The sequence below is a fragment of the Pseudoalteromonas sp. 11L1 genome, assembly GCF_055397545.1.
In genome coordinates this window covers 145,443-165,243 of record NZ_AP041142.1, presented here as the reverse complement: position 1 = coordinate 165,243, position 19,801 = coordinate 145,443, and the positions used below count along the sequence as shown (strand labels likewise).

Below are 19,801 nucleotides of genomic sequence, written 5' to 3'. Positions count from 1 at the left end.
CAGGAATAAACTACCATCATCAAGTAATACTATGCTACTAATTAGTACTTAATTGTGTAACACATTGTGAATAGTAATCAAATAATCAATAAGGTAAGTTATGGAAAAGATAATAATAATGGCCATGTTTGTGCAGGTAACACTTTCATTAGTTGTTATGGTGATTATGGGAAAACGTCGTTTTGCAGCGGCCAAAAATAAACAGATACAGTTAAATGATTTTGCCGCTATGCGCCTTGATAATGCGGGCGATTATGTCAGAGTCGCTGATCGTAACTTTAGCAACCAATTCGAAATACCTGTGCTTTTTTATGCGGGATGTTTACTTGCTTTACAGCTTAATATGGCGAGTGTCCCTATCGCAGTATTGGCGTGTATATTCGTAGCGACACGCATTATTCATAGCATCATTCACCTTGATAGTAATCATTTAAGAGCCCGTTTTAGAGTGTTTTTACTAGGCTGCTTATCTGTGTTTGTAATGTGGATTTTGCTAGTGCTGGGTGTACTTTACCACTAAAAAATAACGGCGAATTTAACAATTCGCCGTTATTATTTATAAGTTTATTTTGTACGTTTTAATCGAGGTGCTACTAGCAGTAGTGCACCTAATAACCACGCTACACTACCACTAGAGTCTGAAGTTTTTGGTGGTGTAACTTCTACGTTATCAATTAATGTATTTTCTTTAGGTGTCAAGTTTTGTGCTGAATTAGGATCATCATCAAGCACAACCACACTTTGAATTGATACCAAGTTTTGATTACTAATAACTAAATTTTCATCTGAACATTGGGCTTGAGTAATACCAACTAATGGTACCTCTGAACAATGGACTAAGGCAGCAATTTTATTTAAGGTTTCTTGACTTTGCGCAGTGACTTGTCCAAACACGGTAAAACCACCATTTTGTAAATCTAAGTTTTGGCTGTTATCACTCATGTTAAAAAACCATTGGCTGGTAGCGCTGTTTTCATTACCGCCCTGTTTTGCCATAGCTATGGTGCCTTTAACATTTGAATAAATAGGTTCGTTAATAACCGAAGGTTTGGTTGTAATTGGATCCATTTTATCAGAAAAAGTAAACCCCCCTCCTTGAATGATAAACTTATCAATAGAACGATGTATTACCGTTTGATTATATGCAGCATCATCAACATAACTTAGGAAATTTTCTACTGTTTTAGGAGTTTGTTGATCAAACAAGTTAATTTGTATCGTTCCCTGGCTCGTTTGCATTTCGACTATAGTTGCAGTGCTTGAAAAACTTGTTGCAGTTAAAATTGAGGCTAAGATAAGCTTCTTCATTATTTTTCCTATTTTTATTGTCATTAGAATTAATATTTTATGCATCATAGAATAGTGCTATTTATTTTGTAAATCGATATATAAGTACTTAACGCTACAATTCATAGCAAGTTAATTACATCGCAGTTACAACTGTTTACATTTTTATTTTAAACACGTTATGGATAATTAATTGCCTGTGTGCCTTGGTGTACATTACGGTTACTCTTTTTAATTAATTTTAAACCTTGCAAGGTATTTAAAAAGCCCCTTATCAATCACTCTTTTTTTGTTATTATCAATCAGGGACTGTTGCCATTTAAAGGTCATTAGGCCCTAACACAGTGATAGGAGTACATGAAATGACTAATAACACGACTATTTGTGATTTTGGATTACATAAAGGTGAGCCATACACCCAATTGCCCGTGAGCTTTTTGAAATGGATGATTGATGTTAATCATCAAAAATCTCAATATGCACGAGATGAACTTGCTCGAAGAAACAGGGTTGTAGAGCTGCAGCGTGAAACCACACAGGCTGAAAAAATATAAAGAAGTGCGTTTTTTTAAACTCGAACTAGTTTACACTAACCACCTACTAGATAGAGCTTTAATTCATCGATAGGTATCTTATGCGTACTCTTTTTTTTCTTGTTTTTTTTCTTGGTTTATCTGGCTGTGCTAGCGATTCTGTCAATAAACCTGCAGCACAGTATTTAACAGTTCTTCATACCAATGATAACCATGGTCGCTTTTGGCATAATGAAAAAGGCGAATATGGCATGGCAGCCCGTAAAACCTTAATTGACCAGCTAAGAGCTGATGCAAAAGCACAAGGACATCAGGTGTTATTATTATCAGGTGGCGATATTAATACCGGTATTCCGGAGTCAGACCTACAATTTGCGGAGCCCGATTTTAGAGGTATGTCGAAAATTGGCTATGACGCAATGGCACTAGGTAATCATGAGTTTGATAACCCATTAAGTGTATTAAAAAAACAACAGCAATGGGCTAACTTCCCGCTTTTATCTGCCAACATTGTCGATAAACAAACTGATAAAGCTGTTTTTGAGCGCTATAAAATATTCAAAAAAGGCGGCTTAACCATTGCCGTTATTGGTTTAACAACCACAGATACTGCTAAAATTGGTAACCCACAATACATTGGCCATTTGGATTTTAAAGATCCGGTTAAAGTAACTGCCTCACTCACCCAAAAGCTAAGAGCAAAATATAACCCGGACATTACCATTGCAGTAACACATATGGGCCACTATGCAGATGCTAAAAATGGGATCAATGCCCCTGGTGATGTCACACTTGCTCGCTCTTTAGATAAAAATGCCCTTGATATGATTATTGGTGGACACTCTCAAGAGCCAGTGTGTATGGCTGCTAAAAATGTTACTGATGAGAACTTTAAACCGGGTTTAGCCTGTAAACCAGATCAGCAAAATGGGACATGGATAATGCAAGCCCACGAATGGGGTAAGTATGTGGGCAAAGCAGAATTTAAATTAGAAAACGGCCAATTATCTCTACTGAGTTATCAATTATTACCCGTTAATTTATATGTCGATAAAAAGCAACCAGACGGCAGCATAAAAGCCGTTTTAGCTGCAGATTACATTAAACCTGACTCTGCATTACAGACCTTTTTGGCAGCATACCAACAAAAGGGGGCTAAGCAAATTGAGGGGAAAATTGGCTTCGTCAATGACAGACTTGAGGGAGATCGTAACAAAGTACGCTTTGAGCAAACAAACCTTGCGCGCGTTATTATCCAAGCACAAATGAACACCGTGGGTGCTGATTTTGGTATTATAAGTGGTGGCGGTGTTCGCGATAGTATTAATGCGGGTGACGTGAGTTATAAAGATATACTTAAAGTACAACCTTTCAAAAACCGTGTCGCCTATATCGACTTTCAAGGCAGTGAAATCTTAACCTATTTAAATGTCGTGACACGCTTCCCACCAGACTCTGGTGCTTACATGCAATATCATAACTTAGCATTTGAATTAAAAGCTGGGCAGGTAACTAACGTATTTATCGGCGGCAAGCCACTTGATATAAACAAAACATACCGCATGAGTATTAATGAATATAACGCCTCAGGTGGCGATAATTATCCAAAAATCACAAAAATGGCCGGGTTTGTAAGCACCGATGAAACTGACTCGCAAGCTTTAAAACGGTTTTTTACTGAGCATAGCCCTGTTGATGCACGTGAATTTGCACCTAAGTAGTAATCTAGTGTGAACAATAATGAGTGTCATTAAAATGCTAATGGCACTCTTCATTAAGGTTTATGTGATAGCAAAGCTAGGGTCTGTTGACCTTTGCGGATTAATATTTGTTCAAACTAGGGGCAATTTAATCGCGGCGCGAGGTTTGTAACCTAGTGGGCTAAGTAAAAACCGAGCAACAAAGAGTTAATTGCCCCTAGGCAGAACCCTTCGGGCAGCGCCTGTTTGGCATTGATGCCGCGTTATCGCCTATTTGTGGGGAACAACCACACCATATAGACTCTGCCTTGCCTAAATACCAAACAGACTGCTGCAAATTTAACCTTGAAAGTTTAACAGACCCTGGTTTAAGCTCACTTAAATCATTACCCTAAGCAGTTAATTCGAAATTACTTCCCTATTATCTCTATATTCCCTTGGTTAACATTTACTAAGCCATAGCTATGCATCCGTGATCGAGAGCCCTCTCCAAATGCCTTTGGCGGATAATACAGCTCCTTCTGCTCTGGGCAATCATTCAATACATCATCTAACGCCGCACGAATTTCACTCAGGGTTTTTTCTAAACTGTTATTAAAGTTTGGTCGTTTTCTGATGGTATGCCCGAGTTCAACTAAACGATAAAAGTACTTATTAGCAAGTTCTAACAGCTCCTCGGGTACATTTTTATTATGGTTAAGTTTAATCTCTGGATTATTAGTACAAAACTCAACAAGCGCTAGATAAAAACACAACGGCTTATTTGCTAACGCCACTTCTTGCTCGGGATAATAACTACTGGATAAAGTTTTACTTTTTAAATTAATCACGAGTATTAATGGCTTTGATTCTAGTGTACTTGGCTCCTGCTCAGTAATGAGTTTTTTATTTCTTTGATAAATTTCAGCCTGTTTTATCATGACCATAAAAAATGCACTGACAACAAAAAGCAGTATATAAACGGTCACTCTTGTATACGAAAAATGAGGCTGCTTTAAGGATAAAGCTATAAAAACTACACTATTATTGCTATTTAGTTTTCGAATAAACTCATCGGTTTTTAAGGATGAAATAAACTCGTGCTCTGGCACTATCGAAATTACCTCTATACCCGTGCCTTGGATATGAGTATTTACTGTTTGTATGTAATGTTGTATTGCAACTTTATTACCAGAATGTTTAAGAAGCTCATTTGATAAATCGAGCAGAGGTAAGTCTAAAGCGATTTGTTTTTCTATTTGAGCTATTTGTAACTTGTTTACCTGTTGCTGCTTATGTGTTGTTGAAATATAAAATACCAATGAAAATACAATGAATAATATAAAAACACCTAATGACGATACAAGCTTTCTCATTACGACTCCCCTATAAAGGTAACGGGGTAATTATTACATTGCCAATATGGCTCAACATCTTGATAGTATTGAAACGATTGTTCTTTAGACATACTCAATAAGTGAGATTGTACAGCGCAGAGCAAATCGGTATTGTTATGCTGCATTTTTAAGTACCAACGAGTACCTGCAACATTACTGCTTATGGGCGTAATATAATTCTTTGAGAAGCGCTTACTATCATTTTCTCTCCAAAAAGAGGCAATCAGGTCAACCTGCCCGTTCGCCAGTAATTCCCGCAATTCATTATGTGAGCTGGCATAGGTTATTTTTAGTTGAGCAATATTAAGTCCTAATTGCTTAAACGTTTGTTTTGGCAAAATATGTCCAGATCGGCTAGTTGGATAATCTAGCAGGCCTATTTTTTTGTCTAAAAAATACTGTTTAGTGATCAGAGGCTTCTCTTTTGAAGATATAAAAAACGCGGTGTAATCTGAAAAGCCGACCACTGGCTGATAATTGTAAGTAGTCTCGGCTCTAAACGCTTCCATAATATTATTTTTAGCTAAAATTAAATCCGCAATGCCTTTACCAACAAACTCTAAGCTATCTACGGTTCTGTAGCCCCAATAGCCAATAACAGACCCATATTGCTTTGCCACAACTTTATCATCACACAAGTTTTTAGTGAGCAATTGAGCAACGTACTTTGAGGGTGTAAATACTATAAGCTGATTTTGATTAGCCGTTGCCGTGGTTTGACATGTCGTTGATGTTTCTATCATCACTGGGAAAGCTATTTCTTTTTCATCTACAGCCATTTGACCAGCAAACCAACTAAGCAACAACACTATAAACATAAATGTAACAATTGCTGTTTTATGCAACATTAACTTTTTAATATCCAAAAAACACCGATCTAAAATGAAGTTATAATACATTTGAACAATTTTAATTACTTATTACAATAGGTAATTTTACCTATCAAACATAAGGCATTGATAAAAAACAACTTTAAATAAGAAAATATGAATTTTATTGAGTCCTTTCTATCAACATAAAAAATACGGACAATTGACCTTATAAGGTTTTATAAATTAAATTTCACACTTACTAGGATGCCTCGATGCAGATAAATGTAAAACATTCGCTTTCATTAACACTTTTAATTAGTGCAATATTTGCAAGCACAGACTGTAATGCATGGGGGCAAAACGGCCACCGCGTTGTTGGTAAAATTGCAGAGGCTCATGTAAGTGAAACCACCAAGGCCGCACTTATTCCTTATCTCAATGGTGAATCTTTAGCACAAATTTCAACATGGCCAGATGAAATGCGCTCTGCGCCAGGTGATTTTTGGCAAAAAAAATCATCTCGCTGGCACTATATTAATGCAGATGACAATGCAAAATTTAGCTTTAACCACGAACACACTGAACATAAAGAATCAGTAACAAACATATTAGAAGGCATTCACTATTCAATTAAAGTATTGAAGGATGATAAATCAAGCCTTGCAGCAAAACAGTTTAGTTTGCGTTTTTTAGTGCACTTAGTCGGCGATAGCCATCAACCATTTCATGCAGGTAGAGCTGAAGATAGAGGCGGGAATCGCATTAAGGTTTCTTTCTTTAACCAACAAACCAATCTTCATAGCTTATGGGATACTAAGCTGGTAGAAAATGAAAATTTATCTTTTACTGAATACGCTCAATTTATAGATACTAATAACAGCGAGTTAATTAACGAGTATTTAAACAGTACCCCAACAAGCTGGCTTGAAGAGTCACACAACCTTGCTTTACAAATATATAAATCAACAGAAGAAAATATTAGCTACGACTATATTTACAACCACACCCCTATTGTAAAAACGCGCTTACAACAAGCGGGCATTCGCTTGGCTGGATTGTTAAATACATTATTTGATCCAGCGAGTAAACGTTCAAAAAAAGCTTTAACACTAAAAGCAACAAAATAAATTCAGTTTCTAACTTAAATAACCTAAACGGGAAATCAACACTATGACAAAGCTTCGCCTTTCGAAATTAACTGGGGCAGTAATTCTTGCTCTAGGAGTTTCAACAAGCGCTATGGCTGCTGACACTTCATCTGCAATGCGTGGTAAAATCACCACACCTTCAGGTGCGAACGCTGCAAACGTTAAAATTAAGGTTGTTCATCAACCTACTGGCACAATCAGTGAGTTAACAACCAATGAAAGTGGTACTTTTATAGCCAATGGTTTACGTGTTGGTGGACCATACATGGTGATTATCGACTCTGATACATTTAACGACACCACCGTTGAAAACATCTTTTTAAACCTTGGTGAAACTTATCGCTTGAAGTCGCAATTAGCACCACTAAATATTGAAAAGATTGAAGTCTCTGGATATAAAATCATCCAACAATCAGGTGGTTCTAGCAGTACGTTTGGTGAAGATACCATTAATAACATGCCTAGCTTTAATCGTGACATTAAAGACATTGCGCGTTTAAACCCACTTGCAAGTATTAATGGTAGCGGTCAACTAACTTTTGCCGGTAGTAACCCACGCACGAATGGTTTAACTGTAGATGGCATTGGCCAAAATGATGACTTTGGTTTAAATTTTGGTGGCTACCCAACCTCACAACCCCCTGTAGCACTAGATGCGATTGAACAAGTATCTGTAGATGTTTCGCCTTTTTCGGCTTCTAAAGGAAACTTTGGTGGCGGTACTATTAATGCGGTAACAAAGTCTGGTACAAATGAGTTTAAATTTTCTGGCTTTTATGAAATATCTACCCCTGATATATCAGGAGATCTTCTTAATATCGTTGAAGAAGATGACCTAGATGCGATTGGTCAAAAAACTTTTTCTACTAATAAAGTAGAGCCTATTCAAACAGAAGAAAGGTTTGGCTTTAATGTTGGTGGAGCACTAATAGAAGATGAGCTGTTTTATTTTGTAAACTATGCAGAATGGTCAAGTGAATCGGATCTTGATTATGGTTTTAGCGGATCAGGTGCTGCAAATGAATTTAATACCACTGAAGCTAATTACAACCGTTTCATTTCAATCTTAAATGATGAGTACGGACTCACTGATTCACTAGCGGGTGCTCCAGAAGATACAAATAAAAACTTATTAGTTAAGCTTAGCTGGAATGCAAGTGATGATCATCGCCTAGATTTTACTTACCAATGGCAAGACGATCAAGATGAGCGTAATTCAAGCTACGGTGGTGATAACATCGTTCTTCAGTCAAATACTTATGCGTATGTTACTAAGTTCAATAATTTTGCCACTAAACTCTACTCAGATTGGACTGAAGACTTTTCAACTGAAATTGGTATTTCTTATAAAGATGTCATTTCAGACAGCGCGACACGTTCTAAATTAGGAAGTATATCGGTAGACGAAGATGGACGTAATGGCCCATCTTACAGCTTTGGTACAGATCAATACCGCCATGCAAATCGCTCTGAAACACAAAATTTAACATTAACATTCGATGCTACTTACTTAACTGATGAGCATGAAATAAATTTTGGAGCTCAGTACGAGTCACTTCGTTTATACAATTTATTTGCTCAAAACTCATTGGGCTCATGGAAGTTTGATAGCTTAGAAGACTTTGCGAACCGCAATGTAGGCTTTTATGATTTCTCTTATCAAAATGCCTACACGAATAATTCGGCTGATACCGCTTATGATGTAAGACGTAATCAACTTGCACTTTACATTGAAGATACTTTCTATGTTGGTGATGACTTAGAGGTTACTGCGGGTGTTCGTTATGAACGTTTATCATCAGATGACAAACCTACTCTAAACGAAAATTTTGCCAATACTTATGGGTTCACCAATCAAGAAAATCTTGACGGCTTAGATATCATTTTACCGCGTATTGGCTTTAAATATTATGCGACAGAAGCGCTTACAATTAGCGGTGGTATCGGTCGTTTCCAAGGCGGCATTCCTAATGTTTGGTATAATAACTCATTCCAAAGTGATGGCATCACGCTTGTATCGGCACCTAATGATGTAATAAATGATTACTACGCTAATAACACTGCTGATATTACCCAAGTGCCTGATGAAATTAAAAACTCTTTGCAGCAAGGCGCTGGTAGTGTTGCATATATAGACCCAGATTTTAAACTTCCTTCAAGTATTCGTACCCAAGTTGGTTTTGAGTATGATTTTGACTCTGAGCTATTCGGTGACGGCTTTAAATGGCAAGCCGAAATCGCGTACCATAAAAAAGAAAATGAAGCCGTATGGCACAATTCTTCAATTACACCTGTTGGCTTAGCTGCTGATGGTGAACGCGTGATTAATCAAACTATATATTCAGGTTCACTTACTGATAACGTTGATATTGAAATGACGAACTCATCTGATGATGGTCGCTCAATCATCTTATCAACGGGTATTGCCAAAGAGTGGGATAATGGTTTATTTATTTCTGCAAGTTATGCGCATCAAGATGTTAAAGAGTCTTCAGCAGGTTCGGCATCACAGGCAGAAGGTAACTATAAACACAATATCACTGTAAACCGCAATGAAGATATTGCTGCTCGCGGGTTTTATGAAATAGAGCATAGCTTTAAAGTTAACCTAGGTTATACCGCTGAGTTGTTTAGTGGTTATGCAACTAAATTTAACGTCTACTTTGAACGTCGCTCTGGACGCCCATTCAGCTACACAATGGGAATGTATAAAGATGGTGATTTAGGGGATACTAGTTCACTGTTTACAAACGGTGCTTACTTACCTTACATACCAACCGGTGCTGACGATCCAAATGTAAACTGGGGCGAGTCAAAAATTTCTTGGGCTGAGTTAGAGCCTCTACTGCAAAGTGCTGGTATTTCTCAACGTGGCGGTATTTTAGCTAAAAACACAGCTACACAACCATGGGTTACAACCATGGATGTAAGTATAAAGCAGGAAATTCCTGGTTTTGCTCAAGGTCATAGTGGTGAGGTGTACTTTATGATTGATAACTTCGCTAACCTTTTAAATAGTGACTGGGGCATCGAGAAAAGTCTAAGCTATTCAAATCAAACAATTTATGATTTTGGTGGGCTTGACGACCAAGGTAGATATAAACTTGATAATACCTATGGCGGCGCTGATGTAAGGAACTACTCGCGAATTAGTAGCTCATCTGCTTGGCAAGCTAAAATCGGTGTTAGCTATAAGTTTTAATCTATAACTTACCCCGCAAAAGCTTATAAATATTAAAAAGCCATTACATTTATGTAATGGCTTTTTTTTTGAAAAAGTCACTTTTCATCTGTTTGTCATAAAAACTACTTACTATCTCACAGCAAAATATTGAAACATTAATAAAACGCTAAAGTTCACACGAAAAGTGTTTTATAATAAAAAAGTTACAGTTGTATTTTATTTGTAACAATCAAATGAGGTACACTATGTAAACATTTTGGGCTAGGTGTGTTACTCAGCTTCCTAATCCAAAATTAAAATAAAAAAGCTATTAAAAGTTTATTTAACTACACGGGAAAATAAAATGAAAATTCAACTTCGCAAAACGGCTCTATCACTTGCTATAGCAGCATGTGTTGGTGTGAGTGGTGCTGCAATTGCAAACGAAACAACCTCAGCAATTAAAGGTCAAATAAAAGGTCCTAACGGTAACCCTGCTGCAGGAACTAAAATTACTATCCTACACGTTCCTTCAGGCTCAGTTAAAACAACTGAGACTAACGACGCTGGTTACTTTACTGCTAAAGGCCTTCGTGTTGGTGGTCCATATAAAGTAGTTGTAGACTCAGACACTTATGCAGATCAAGAGTTCAATAATATTATCTTGAACATTGGTAGCGACTACCCTGTTAATACTTCACTTGAAAATATCTCTGATATTGAGCAAATTGTAGTAACTGGCCGACCAATCAGCACTATGTCTGGTGGTACGGGTCCTGCTTCAACATTCACGTTAAGCGATCTTGAAAATCAACCAGCTATTAACCGTGATTTAAAAGATATTATTCGTATTGACCCTCGTGTTGCTATTGATGATAGCCGTGGTTCAATCAACTGTGGTGGTGGTAACCCACGCTTTAACAGCTTAACCCTTGATGGCGTTCGCATGAACGATAACTTTGGCTTAAGCTCAAACGGTTATCCTACTATTCGCGCTCCGTTCTCTTTTGATTCAATCGAGCAAGTAGCAGTAGAATTAGCACCATTTGATGTTCAATATGGTGGTTTCACATCATGTAACATTAATGCGGTTACTAAATCTGGCGGCAACGACATTCACGGTGGTGTATTCTACGATTACACTAACGATTCAATGAAAGGCGATAAGATTGAAGGTGATGACGTTGATAACGGTGATTACAGTGAAAAACGTTATGGCTTTAACGTTGGTTTACCGCTAATCAATGATACACTTTTCTTGTTCACTTCTTACGAAAAACTTGAAGGTGTTAAACAGTTTAACTATTCATCGTTAGTATCGTCAGCTGACATCGAGCGTATTAAACAAATTACACGTGATGTTTATGGTTACGAAGCCGGTGCAACACCAGCAAGCTCACCGGTAGAAGATGAAAAAATCTTAGTGAAGTTAGACTGGAACATCAATGATGATCATCGTGCTAACCTGATCTATAACTACAATGATGGCTTTACCTTATCGCAATCAGATGCTGATGGTGATGAGCTCGCATTTGACAGCCACTTTTATGAGCAAGGTGCTGAGTTTACTTCAATCGTTGCATCACTATACTCTGATTGGAATGACGATTTCTCAACTGAAGTTCGTTTAGGTAAATCAGAGCTTGACGCACGTGTTCAATCTTTAGACGCAGCAAGTGGTTTTGGTGAATTCCAAATCAGCACTGATGACGCTACAGTATATGTAGGTCCTGATGATTCTCGTCAATCAAATGATTTAAACTACGACACTACTACAGCTAAATTTTCAGGTACTTACTACCTTGATCAGCACACTATTACCGCTGGTTTTGAGTACGAAAAGTTAGAAGTATTTAACCAATTCGTACAACACACAGAAGGTGAATGGCGCTTTGCATCAATCGATGCGTATGAGCAAGGCATAGCCAGCGCAGTATTTTACAATAATGCCGCAGGCACAAACGATCCAACAGATGCAGCTGCTAACTTCGCTTATTCACAAAATACATTCTATGTACAAGATGAATACAGCTTTTCAGATATCGATGCATCATTAACATTTGGTCTGCGTTACGATAGTTATTCAAGCGATGATAAGCCTACTTTCAACCAAAACTTTACTGATCGCTACGGTTTTAGTAACCAGTCAACGTTTGACGGAATTGATTTAATTCAACCACGTGTAGGCTTTGAGTGGTTTGCAACGGATGAACTAGAAGTGCGTGCAGGGGTTGGCTTGTTCTCAGGCGGTAATCCAAATGTATGGCTATCTAACTCTTACTCAAATGATGGTATTACCAATATCAGTGCTCATCAATTTGGTAGTGTAGATTTATTCGCTCCTGAAAATGTTACTGTTACGGGTGCGGGCCCAGGTTTTGATATTCCAAAATCTCAGTTTGATAAAGTCGCTAACACGCCTATCGGTTCAGGTGACGGTACAGTGAATGCTGTTGATCCTAACTTTGAAATTCCATCAGAATGGAAATATTCATTAGGTGCAACGTACACTACTGAAAACGATTATGTAATTGCTTTAGATTACCTTTACACTGATAAGCGCGACGCTGCAACATTGCAAGATATCGCACTTCGCCCTACTGGTGAAGTAAGCTTTGATGGCCGTCCTCTATATGAATCAATTGAAGGTCGTGATGGCGAGCTATTATTGACAAATGTTAACGGTGATAGCGGTTCATCATCAATTATTTCAGCTGCAGTAAGTAAAGCGTTTGATAATGGCGTAAGTATGCAATTCTCGTACGCTTACACTGATGCTGATGATGTAAACCCAATGACTAGCTCTGTGGCCAGCTCAAACTACGGTAACTTGGCAACATCAAACCCAGGTAACCCTGGAGTAGCATCATCTGATTACGAAATCCCACATCGCTTTACATTAAACCTAGGTTACAAGCACGAGTTCTTTGATGGTTATAACACTCGCTTCAACCTATTTGGTGAAGCATATAAAGGTTTACCATATAGCTTTACCTACAAGAGTAATCGCGACACGGGTGCGGGTGATATTCAATTTGGTGACGACAATTCAAATGGCGCACGTCAATTATTGTATGTACCGCTTGAAAACGATCCTAATGTTGTTTACAACATGAGTGCTGATGAAATCAATGAGTTTAACGACTTTATCGCATCTGAAGGTCTTAAACGTGGTGAAATCACTGGTCGTAACCAACAGAACTCTGATTGGTTCGTTAAATTTAACTTTAAAATCACTCAAGAAGTACCTGGCTTTATGGATGGCCATAAAGGTGAAGCATTCTTCGTAATCGATAACTTAACGAATATGTTAAACGATGACTGGGGTGTATTAAGAAAAGGTTCTTTCGTGGGTAATAAGATGGTTGAAGTAAATATTAATGACCAAGGTCAATACGTTTACTCAAACTTTAGTGCTCGTAGTGCTGAACAATCTGTACAACGCGATGCCTCTTTATGGGAAATGCGTGTAGGTGTTCGTTACACGTTCTAATTTGATTAATTAAATTAGTCTATTTAAAAGCCCACTTTGTGGGCTTTTTTATGCCTGTAATTTATTTTTTAATTTATCAAAAATAGCGATTAACTGGCGTTGTTCATCATCTGACAGGCAGCTTAATAATGCTTGTTCCCATTGCAATGCTTGTGGTGTTATTTTTTTATACAAAGCCATACCCTTATCACTTAACATCAAAAATGCAGCGCGCTTATCATGCTTATTTAACTCGCTATAAATAAGCCCTTCATCTATTAGCGCTTTTACCGCTCTTGATACTGTCGACTTATCCATATCCGCTTGAGTACATAACTGCTTTGCTGTGCTTTGACCTAATTGCGCTAAATTAGCCATTATTCGCCACTGAGGAATTGTTAAATCAAACTCTTTTTTATAAATGCTCGAGAAATCATTACTTACCTGAGTTGCTAAGTGTGTTAATTGATAGGGCAAAAATGTCGTTAAATCTATTTTCATGTTAAATCACTTGTTTATTTACATACGACTTTTATCTGTTCACTTTTATTTACAACGGTCGTAATCAGTGCATTTGATATTAGTCTCACTTGAGAGTATCTTAGCGTAAATAACAAAAATATAACACTCCCCCATTTTTACAGGAGTCAGTAATGGCGACACAATTAAACTACATGACCGGCTTTGGCAATGAATTTGAAACCGAAGCGCTGCCTGGTGCATTACCGATTGGGCAATTCAGTCCGCAAAAAGTAAAATATGATTTATACGCAGAGCAATTCAGTACCACTGCATTTACCGCTCCTCGGGCCGATAACCGCCGCACTTGGATGTATCGTATTCGCCCATCGGTTGTGCAGGGCGATTATACAGCCATAGACAATGGCTTAATTAGAACCGCTCCCATTACTGAAGTACCGACTCCACCAACCATGCTGCGTTGGGATCCCATTGATATACCAGCAGAACCCATTGACTTTATCGATGGCTTAATCACTATGGCTGCAAATGGCAGCGCCAATGGGCAAGCCGGTATTGGTATTCATGTTTATGTTGCCAATAAATCAATGGACAAGCGCTTTTTTTATAACGCCGATGGCGAAATGTTATTTGTACCGCAACAAGGTGAACTACTACTTAAAACAGAACTTGGGCATTTAACTATTAAAGCAGGCGAAATTGCCGTTATTCCGCGTGGTATTAAATTTCAAGTAATGTTACTAACCGATACTGCGCGTGGCTATATTTGTGAAAACTACGGCCATGCCTATGTCCTTGCTGAGCGCGGCCCTGTGGGCGCCAACGGTTATGCGAATGATCGTGACTTTCACTATCCAGTAGCGGCTTTTGAAGATATTGAAGGTGATTTCGAACTAATTGCTAAATTTAATGGCAATATGTTCCGTTGTGATATTGGTCATTCACCTCTGGATGTTGTTGCTTGGACAGGCAACAGTGCGCCTTACAAATACGATTTGGCTCGCTTTAATGTCATGAATACCGTTAGCTTTGATCATCCCGACCCTTCAATCTTTACCGTACTAACTTCACCATCGGGTACTGAGGGCGTTGCGAATATCGATTTTGCTATTTTCCCACCGCGTTGGATGGTGGCTGAAAACACCTTCCGCCCACCTTATTATCACCGCAATATTATGAGTGAATTTATGGGTTTAATTGAGGGAGTTTATGATGCAAAAGAGCATGGCTTTGTGCCAGGAGGGATGAGCCTACATAATTGTATGTCGCCACATGGCCCTGAAGCTGACGTATTTGAAAAAGCGTCAAACGCCGATTTAGAACCACAACGCTACGATAATACGTTGGCGTTTATGTTTGAGTCACGTTATGTAATATCGCCGACTAAATACGCATTAGAAGGTAAAGAGCGCCAAGCTAATTACACTGACTGCTGGCGCACAATCAAAAAACACTTTAATGGCAATCAAGGATAATCAGATTATGAAGCTTTATACTTATTTTCGCTCATCTGCAGCGTATCGCGTGCGCATCGCATTAAATCTAAAAAGTATTGATCATCAATTAGTGCCTGTTAACTTATTAAAATCAGAGCAGCAAAGCGCAGATTACTTACAAAAAAACCTACAAGGACTGTTACCGGCTTTAGAAACAGAAGACGGCGTATTAGGTCAATCTCTAGCAATTTTAGAGTACCTTGAAGAGCAATACCCTGAAACACCATTACTGCAAGGTAATGCTTGGCAAAAAGCACACATTCGCAATTTAAGTTATGCAATTGCCTGTGATATCCATCCTATTGATAATTTGCGAGTGCTTAAATATTTAAGTAGTGAACTTAATGTTGATGATGAAGCAAAAAATAAGTGGTACCGACACTGGGTTGAAGTTGGTTTTGAAAAAATAGAACAAATGCTCGATAGCAAAAATACATTTTGCGCAGGCGACTCGCCAAGCTTAGCCGATGTATGTTTAGTGCCACAGGTATTTAATGCCATTCGCTTTAAAGTAGATATGGCTGCCTACCCTAAAATAGCAGCCATTTATCAGCGTTGTAATGAATTGGCCGCCTTTATTGATGCAGCCCCAGAAAATCAACCCGACGCAAACTAACTTTTTAACGCACTGTGTATTACAGTGACGTGCTCAATTAAGTCTAAGCCCAGATCAGTTAAATAACCGCCATCTGGGCTATCAATAACGCCTTTATCAAACAAACGTTGTGCTGCACTCAGTAAAGCGGGTTCAGCATCTGAATGGAGTTTAATGCCCTGCATTTTGCTTTCGCGTGGGAATTTGGCAAGTAGTGTAAATTCGTCAATCATCGTTTGATTAAATAGCATATGTGTTCACCTTTTTATTGTTCTGTGTTTTACTGAAGTTGTCTTACTTACCCTAGCATGTTTTTTTGCTAAGTGTAGTTATTTTAAACACCTTGAGGTTATTCATGCGTTATTATTTTACTTTTATTATTGCTGTTTTATGCTTGTGTTTTTCAGCTTTAAGCTACGCTAACACAACAAGAACGCTTCCTATTGTTGATGCTACCCAGCTTATAAACACTAACACTGAGTGCTGGTATGATAATAAACGCTATAGCGAAGGTGCCATACTGCAAGTTCATTCTGTTACGCTTATTTGTGCTGCTAAATACCCCCAACATAACAACAGTCAGTTAATTTGGCTAAAACTCGATAAACAAGGAAACCTTATTTATCCCAAGAAGCCTTCTACGATTACTGTAAATTAATCAAGATTAACAATCTGAAATTTGCCAGCCATCTCCAAACTATTAAGATGCGGTGGGATACGTTACAATACATGCAGTTTAAAAAAGCAGTGTGACTATGAATAATCAACCAAAAAACCCGCTTCATGGGGTAACTTTAGAGCAAATCCTTGTTGAACTAGAACAACGTTTAGGCTTCAAAGCAATGGGCGAACAAGTAAATATCAAATGTTTTACAGATTCGCCAAGTATAAAATCAAGCTTAAAATTTTTACGTAAAACGCCTTGGGCAAGAGATAAAGTAGAAGCGCTTTATATCCATACCATTAATAACAAGCCGTTACGTAAGCCTAGAAATAAACCGACTAAGCAGTCAGAATCCTCACAACCTGATACATCAGGTTTTGTATGGCCTTCTATTAAAAAATAAAAGGCTCAAAAATAGCAATGGCGTAATACATACGCCTTTCTAATCAGGTGTTTGCTCTTGGCATATTACATTTAGCGACGCAGGGTTAATGCTCACCACCACTTTATCTGCAGATTTAACCTCGCCATCAATCACGTAATTTAGCGTTTCATCTGCGCTTATTTCTACACGTTTTGCATTGGTATAATGCGAGTTAATAGCAAGATGCGTTTGCGTAATACTGCTAAACATCAGCTCAGCAATACTTAATACCGTGGTTTCATTATCTTTGTTTGGCGTTAACCAATTTACATCCAATAACCCATCGCGGTGATCGGGTTGCCCGCCCCCTTGTGCTAATAACGTAGTAAATGGCGCAGCATTTGCCACAATAAAACTATTTGTATTAATAGTCTCAGGCTCATTATCATCTAATTTAACTATCAGCTGTTGCGCTTTATTTTCGCCAAATGAGTGTAAAAAACCATTTAAATAAGCCAGTTGACCTGATTTATTTTTAGACTCTCGATCTGCTTTTTCAATCATTGCATGCTCAAAGCCAATACCAATTAATAATAGCATCAGCTCATCATTACAGTACGCGGTATCAATAAGGTTAGCTTGACCATCAATGATTAAATCACATGCTTGCTCAACAGGAATAAATTTAGATTTTATCCCCATTAATACATGAGCGAGCGCATTTGCTGTGCCCAGTGGTATTATTCCTAATCGACAAGACGTACCCACCAACACACTAGCAACCTCAGTTACAGTTCCATCACCACCACAAGCAATAATAATATCGGGGTTGCTTTCTATAGCCTGTTTAGCCAATGTAATGCCATTTTGTTCTGGCGTAGTTTTTAAAATGGTTAAATCGTAATACGCAGATAAACGCGCAATAATTAAATGCTCTTTTTCAGACCACAACTTAGTACCTGATACCGGGTTAGCAATTAAGTACGCTTTGTTTTTTATCAGTAGCTCCCCCTTACGGTGGCGCTTAACTAAATGGCGTAATTGGCGTTTATTAAGATTGGCAGTTTCACGTGTTTCTTTTATTTGTGCAAGAATATCATGTACATCCGCGTCTTTATTTTGACTCAATAAATATGCCGCCATAACAAACACCGAGCGTCCACGCCCTAATGCACAATGCACCACAACACGACGGTCTTTTTTAATTTGATGATGTATCCAGTTAATGGCTTGGTTTAACTGTGAGTGTGTAGGCACACTGTGATCAAGAACAGGAATATTTAAATAATCGATATTTTCTTGGGTAGATGTCCATTCAAGGCCATCAAATTCACAGGTAACGTCCAAAATAGCAGTGATGCCATTTTCTTTCAATGTGTCTATATCCGATGGGAATAAACGACATGCTAAAAATAGGTTATCGTTTATTTGCTGAATAGGGGGTACTTTGTCACGCTTACGTGACCACGCATTATAAATTTGCGCACCTAATAAAAAAGGCACAAAGGCCCAGCGAATGTAAAAAGGGATAACGCCATTTTCGCGTTTTCTAAATACTTTCCCTGCGTTAAAAAAATAAGCACCGCTGACTAATAGTAGCGAAAGTGCGGTCCAAAAAAACGCAACTGCAAAGTAAATGGAGTTAACCGTTAATCCCAATACTATAAATACCAATGCTGTTACAAGATAACTTACTGCAGCCCACATGTGCTCTCCTTAAAGTTGTTAGCGCAAAATTAACGCTTTTAATATAGCTCGAAGATTGCAAGTAGCACGCCAAAAAGCAACTATTCTTATTTACTGTGTTTAGCTCTTTAGCGCAAACTCTCATAAAACCAGCTAAAAAAGATTAAGTTATTGATAATAGATAACTATATCTTTATTTTTGTTTTCCTGCTTTAGCAACTCAATGCTAGTCTTTATTTATGATATTGGCCATAAACTATTTGTATATAAGGCTAGCCCTTTCTTTTTTACAATAGTAAGGGTCAAATATTCATAGTAACTTAATAACTCAGTGTATTAATTATCAAATGGCATAAGTAATGTTTTCATTGCTGGACGTAGTGCAATAAGCACGGTTTCTTCTGTTAACTCAGGAAACAGCATTTTTCGTAATAACAATCCGGCCATCACTGAGAAAATCACATTAATACGGCTTTCTAATTCTTGCTCAGGATGTGATTTTATTAAGCTACTTTCACTCACTAATAGATCCCGCATTCTGTTACGCGCTTGCGTGTCAGCATCACGTAGTAGCAAAGCAACTTTTTTATTTCTACTAGCCTCCGCCATCATATCTAGGTCAATAACGCTGGCTCCGGTGTCCATATGACGCTGTACGCCATGATGTAGACCATCAAGTAACACCGTTAAAATATCACCGGGTTGTTCTTCAAACTCTTGAAATATAGAAAACATTTCTTCCATATCTTTTTCAATAATACGCTCGATTATTGCTTCTTTACTATCAAAATAGTTATAAATATGGCCTGCACTCATACCTGCTGTTCTTGCTATTTCAGCCATACCGGCGCCATGGTAGCCTTTGCGACGAAAACAATCCGCAGCAGCTGTTAATACCTGTTCACGACGCGCTTGTGCTTGCACCGGATCAAGGTGTTTTTTATTTTTAGAATTCATTCGACACTCCATTATCGAGTCACTAGACTCGAAATGTTTAACGTTTATCCCTAAAAAATATAGAGATA

At 38.0% G+C, this 19,801-nt stretch carries 17 protein-coding genes; 10 read left to right on the top strand and 7 right to left on the bottom strand.

Features of this window, described 5'->3' with window-relative positions:
* Positions 1-100: 100 nt before the first annotated feature.
* Positions 101-520, top strand: a complete 420-nt coding sequence (locus ACZ5WS_RS16475) for an MAPEG family protein (RefSeq protein ID WP_464712018.1) — start codon at positions 101-103, stop codon at positions 518-520.
* A 44-nt stretch (positions 521-564) separates the two neighbouring features.
* On the opposite strand, the gene ACZ5WS_RS16470 is transcribed toward ACZ5WS_RS16475, so the two are convergent.
* A complete protein-coding gene (locus ACZ5WS_RS16470) occupies positions 565-1,308 on the bottom strand; it encodes a peptidylprolyl isomerase (protein ID WP_138607792.1) in 744 nt (247 codons plus the stop codon).
* A 341-nt stretch (positions 1,309-1,649) separates the two neighbouring features.
* Between ACZ5WS_RS16470 and ACZ5WS_RS16465 the strand changes: the two genes are divergently transcribed.
* Entirely contained in the window at positions 1,650-1,841 is a 192-nt protein-coding gene (locus ACZ5WS_RS16465) for a hypothetical protein (protein WP_138607790.1), read from the top strand.
* An 80-nt stretch (positions 1,842-1,921) separates the two neighbouring features.
* Positions 1,922-3,541, top strand: coding sequence for a bifunctional UDP-sugar hydrolase/5'-nucleotidase UshA (gene ushA / locus ACZ5WS_RS16460; protein ID WP_464712016.1), 1,620 nt, complete (start codon positions 1,922-1,924; stop codon positions 3,539-3,541).
* 389 nt (positions 3,542-3,930) lie between these two features.
* Here ushA and ACZ5WS_RS16455 read toward each other — a convergent pair whose 3' ends face one another.
* The gene (locus tag ACZ5WS_RS16455; protein ID WP_464712014.1) at positions 3,931-4,875 is read right to left on the bottom strand and encodes a hypothetical protein; all 945 of its coding nucleotides are present in this window, start codon (positions 4,873-4,875) and stop codon (positions 3,931-3,933) included.
* Positions 4,875-5,744: a type 2 periplasmic-binding domain-containing protein gene (locus ACZ5WS_RS16450; RefSeq protein ID WP_138606876.1), complete on the bottom strand. Its 870-nt coding sequence runs from the start codon at positions 5,742-5,744 to the stop codon at positions 4,875-4,877. Before ACZ5WS_RS16450 ends, ACZ5WS_RS16455 begins: the two co-directional genes overlap by 1 nt.
* 236 nt (positions 5,745-5,980) lie before the next feature.
* Here ACZ5WS_RS16450 and ACZ5WS_RS16445 point away from each other — a divergent pair, with 236 nt between their 5' ends.
* The 3 genes from ACZ5WS_RS16445 to ACZ5WS_RS16435 all read left to right on the top strand — a co-directional run bounded on the left by ACZ5WS_RS16445 (position 5,981) and on the right by ACZ5WS_RS16435 (position 13,512).
* Entirely contained in the window at positions 5,981-6,835 is an 855-nt protein-coding gene (locus ACZ5WS_RS16445) for a S1/P1 nuclease (RefSeq protein WP_464712012.1), read from the top strand.
* A 43-nt stretch (positions 6,836-6,878) separates the two neighbouring features.
* A complete protein-coding gene (locus tag ACZ5WS_RS16440; RefSeq protein ID WP_464712010.1) occupies positions 6,879-10,058 on the top strand; it encodes a TonB-dependent receptor in 3,180 nt (1,059 codons plus the stop codon).
* 325 nt (positions 10,059-10,383) lie between these two features.
* Positions 10,384-13,512, top strand: a complete 3,129-nt coding sequence (locus tag ACZ5WS_RS16435) for a TonB-dependent receptor (protein ID WP_464712008.1) — start codon at positions 10,384-10,386, stop codon at positions 13,510-13,512.
* A gap of 48 nt (positions 13,513-13,560) precedes the next feature.
* On the opposite strand, the gene ACZ5WS_RS16430 is transcribed toward ACZ5WS_RS16435, so the two are convergent.
* Positions 13,561-13,992, bottom strand: a complete 432-nt coding sequence (locus tag ACZ5WS_RS16430) for a MarR family winged helix-turn-helix transcriptional regulator (protein WP_138606869.1) — start codon at positions 13,990-13,992, stop codon at positions 13,561-13,563.
* Between the two features lie 152 nt (positions 13,993-14,144).
* Between ACZ5WS_RS16430 and hmgA the strand changes: the two genes are divergently transcribed.
* Together hmgA and maiA are read left to right on the top strand one after the other, a co-directional pair.
* A complete protein-coding gene (gene hmgA / locus ACZ5WS_RS16425; protein WP_464712006.1) occupies positions 14,145-15,446 on the top strand; it encodes a homogentisate 1,2-dioxygenase in 1,302 nt (433 codons plus the stop codon).
* 7 nt (positions 15,447-15,453) lie between these two features.
* Positions 15,454-16,083 carry a maleylacetoacetate isomerase gene (gene maiA, locus ACZ5WS_RS16420; RefSeq protein WP_464712004.1) on the top strand — a complete coding sequence of 210 codons (630 nt, stop codon included), beginning with the start codon at positions 15,454-15,456 and terminating at the stop codon, positions 16,081-16,083.
* Here the strand turns inward: maiA and ACZ5WS_RS16415 are convergent.
* Positions 16,080-16,313 carry a TIGR02647 family protein gene (locus ACZ5WS_RS16415; RefSeq protein ID WP_008464346.1) on the bottom strand — a complete coding sequence of 78 codons (234 nt, stop codon included), beginning with the start codon at positions 16,311-16,313 and terminating at the stop codon, positions 16,080-16,082. The two genes, maiA and ACZ5WS_RS16415, sit on opposite strands and share 4 nt — an antisense overlap.
* A 104-nt stretch (positions 16,314-16,417) precedes the next feature.
* On the opposite strand from ACZ5WS_RS16415, the gene ACZ5WS_RS16410 reads away from it, so the two are divergent.
* Positions 16,418-16,720 carry a DUF1496 domain-containing protein gene (locus ACZ5WS_RS16410; RefSeq protein WP_198522701.1) on the top strand — a complete coding sequence of 101 codons (303 nt, stop codon included), beginning with the start codon at positions 16,418-16,420 and terminating at the stop codon, positions 16,718-16,720.
* A gap of 97 nt (positions 16,721-16,817) precedes the next feature.
* Positions 16,818-17,129, top strand: a complete 312-nt coding sequence (locus tag ACZ5WS_RS16405; protein WP_010389056.1) for a VF530 family protein — start codon at positions 16,818-16,820, stop codon at positions 17,127-17,129.
* Between the two features lie 39 nt (positions 17,130-17,168).
* Here ACZ5WS_RS16405 and ACZ5WS_RS16400 read toward each other — a convergent pair whose 3' ends face one another.
* Both ACZ5WS_RS16400 and ACZ5WS_RS16395 read right to left on the bottom strand, forming a co-directional pair.
* Entirely contained in the window at positions 17,169-18,797 is a 1,629-nt protein-coding gene (locus ACZ5WS_RS16400; protein WP_464712003.1) for a diacylglycerol kinase family protein, read from the bottom strand.
* Positions 18,798-19,112: 315 nt separating this feature from the next.
* Positions 19,113-19,733 (bottom strand): TetR/AcrR family transcriptional regulator, encoded by a 621-nt coding sequence (locus ACZ5WS_RS16395; RefSeq protein WP_464712001.1) that lies wholly within the window; start codon positions 19,731-19,733, stop codon positions 19,113-19,115.
* Between the last annotated feature and the right edge of the window lie 68 nt (positions 19,734-19,801).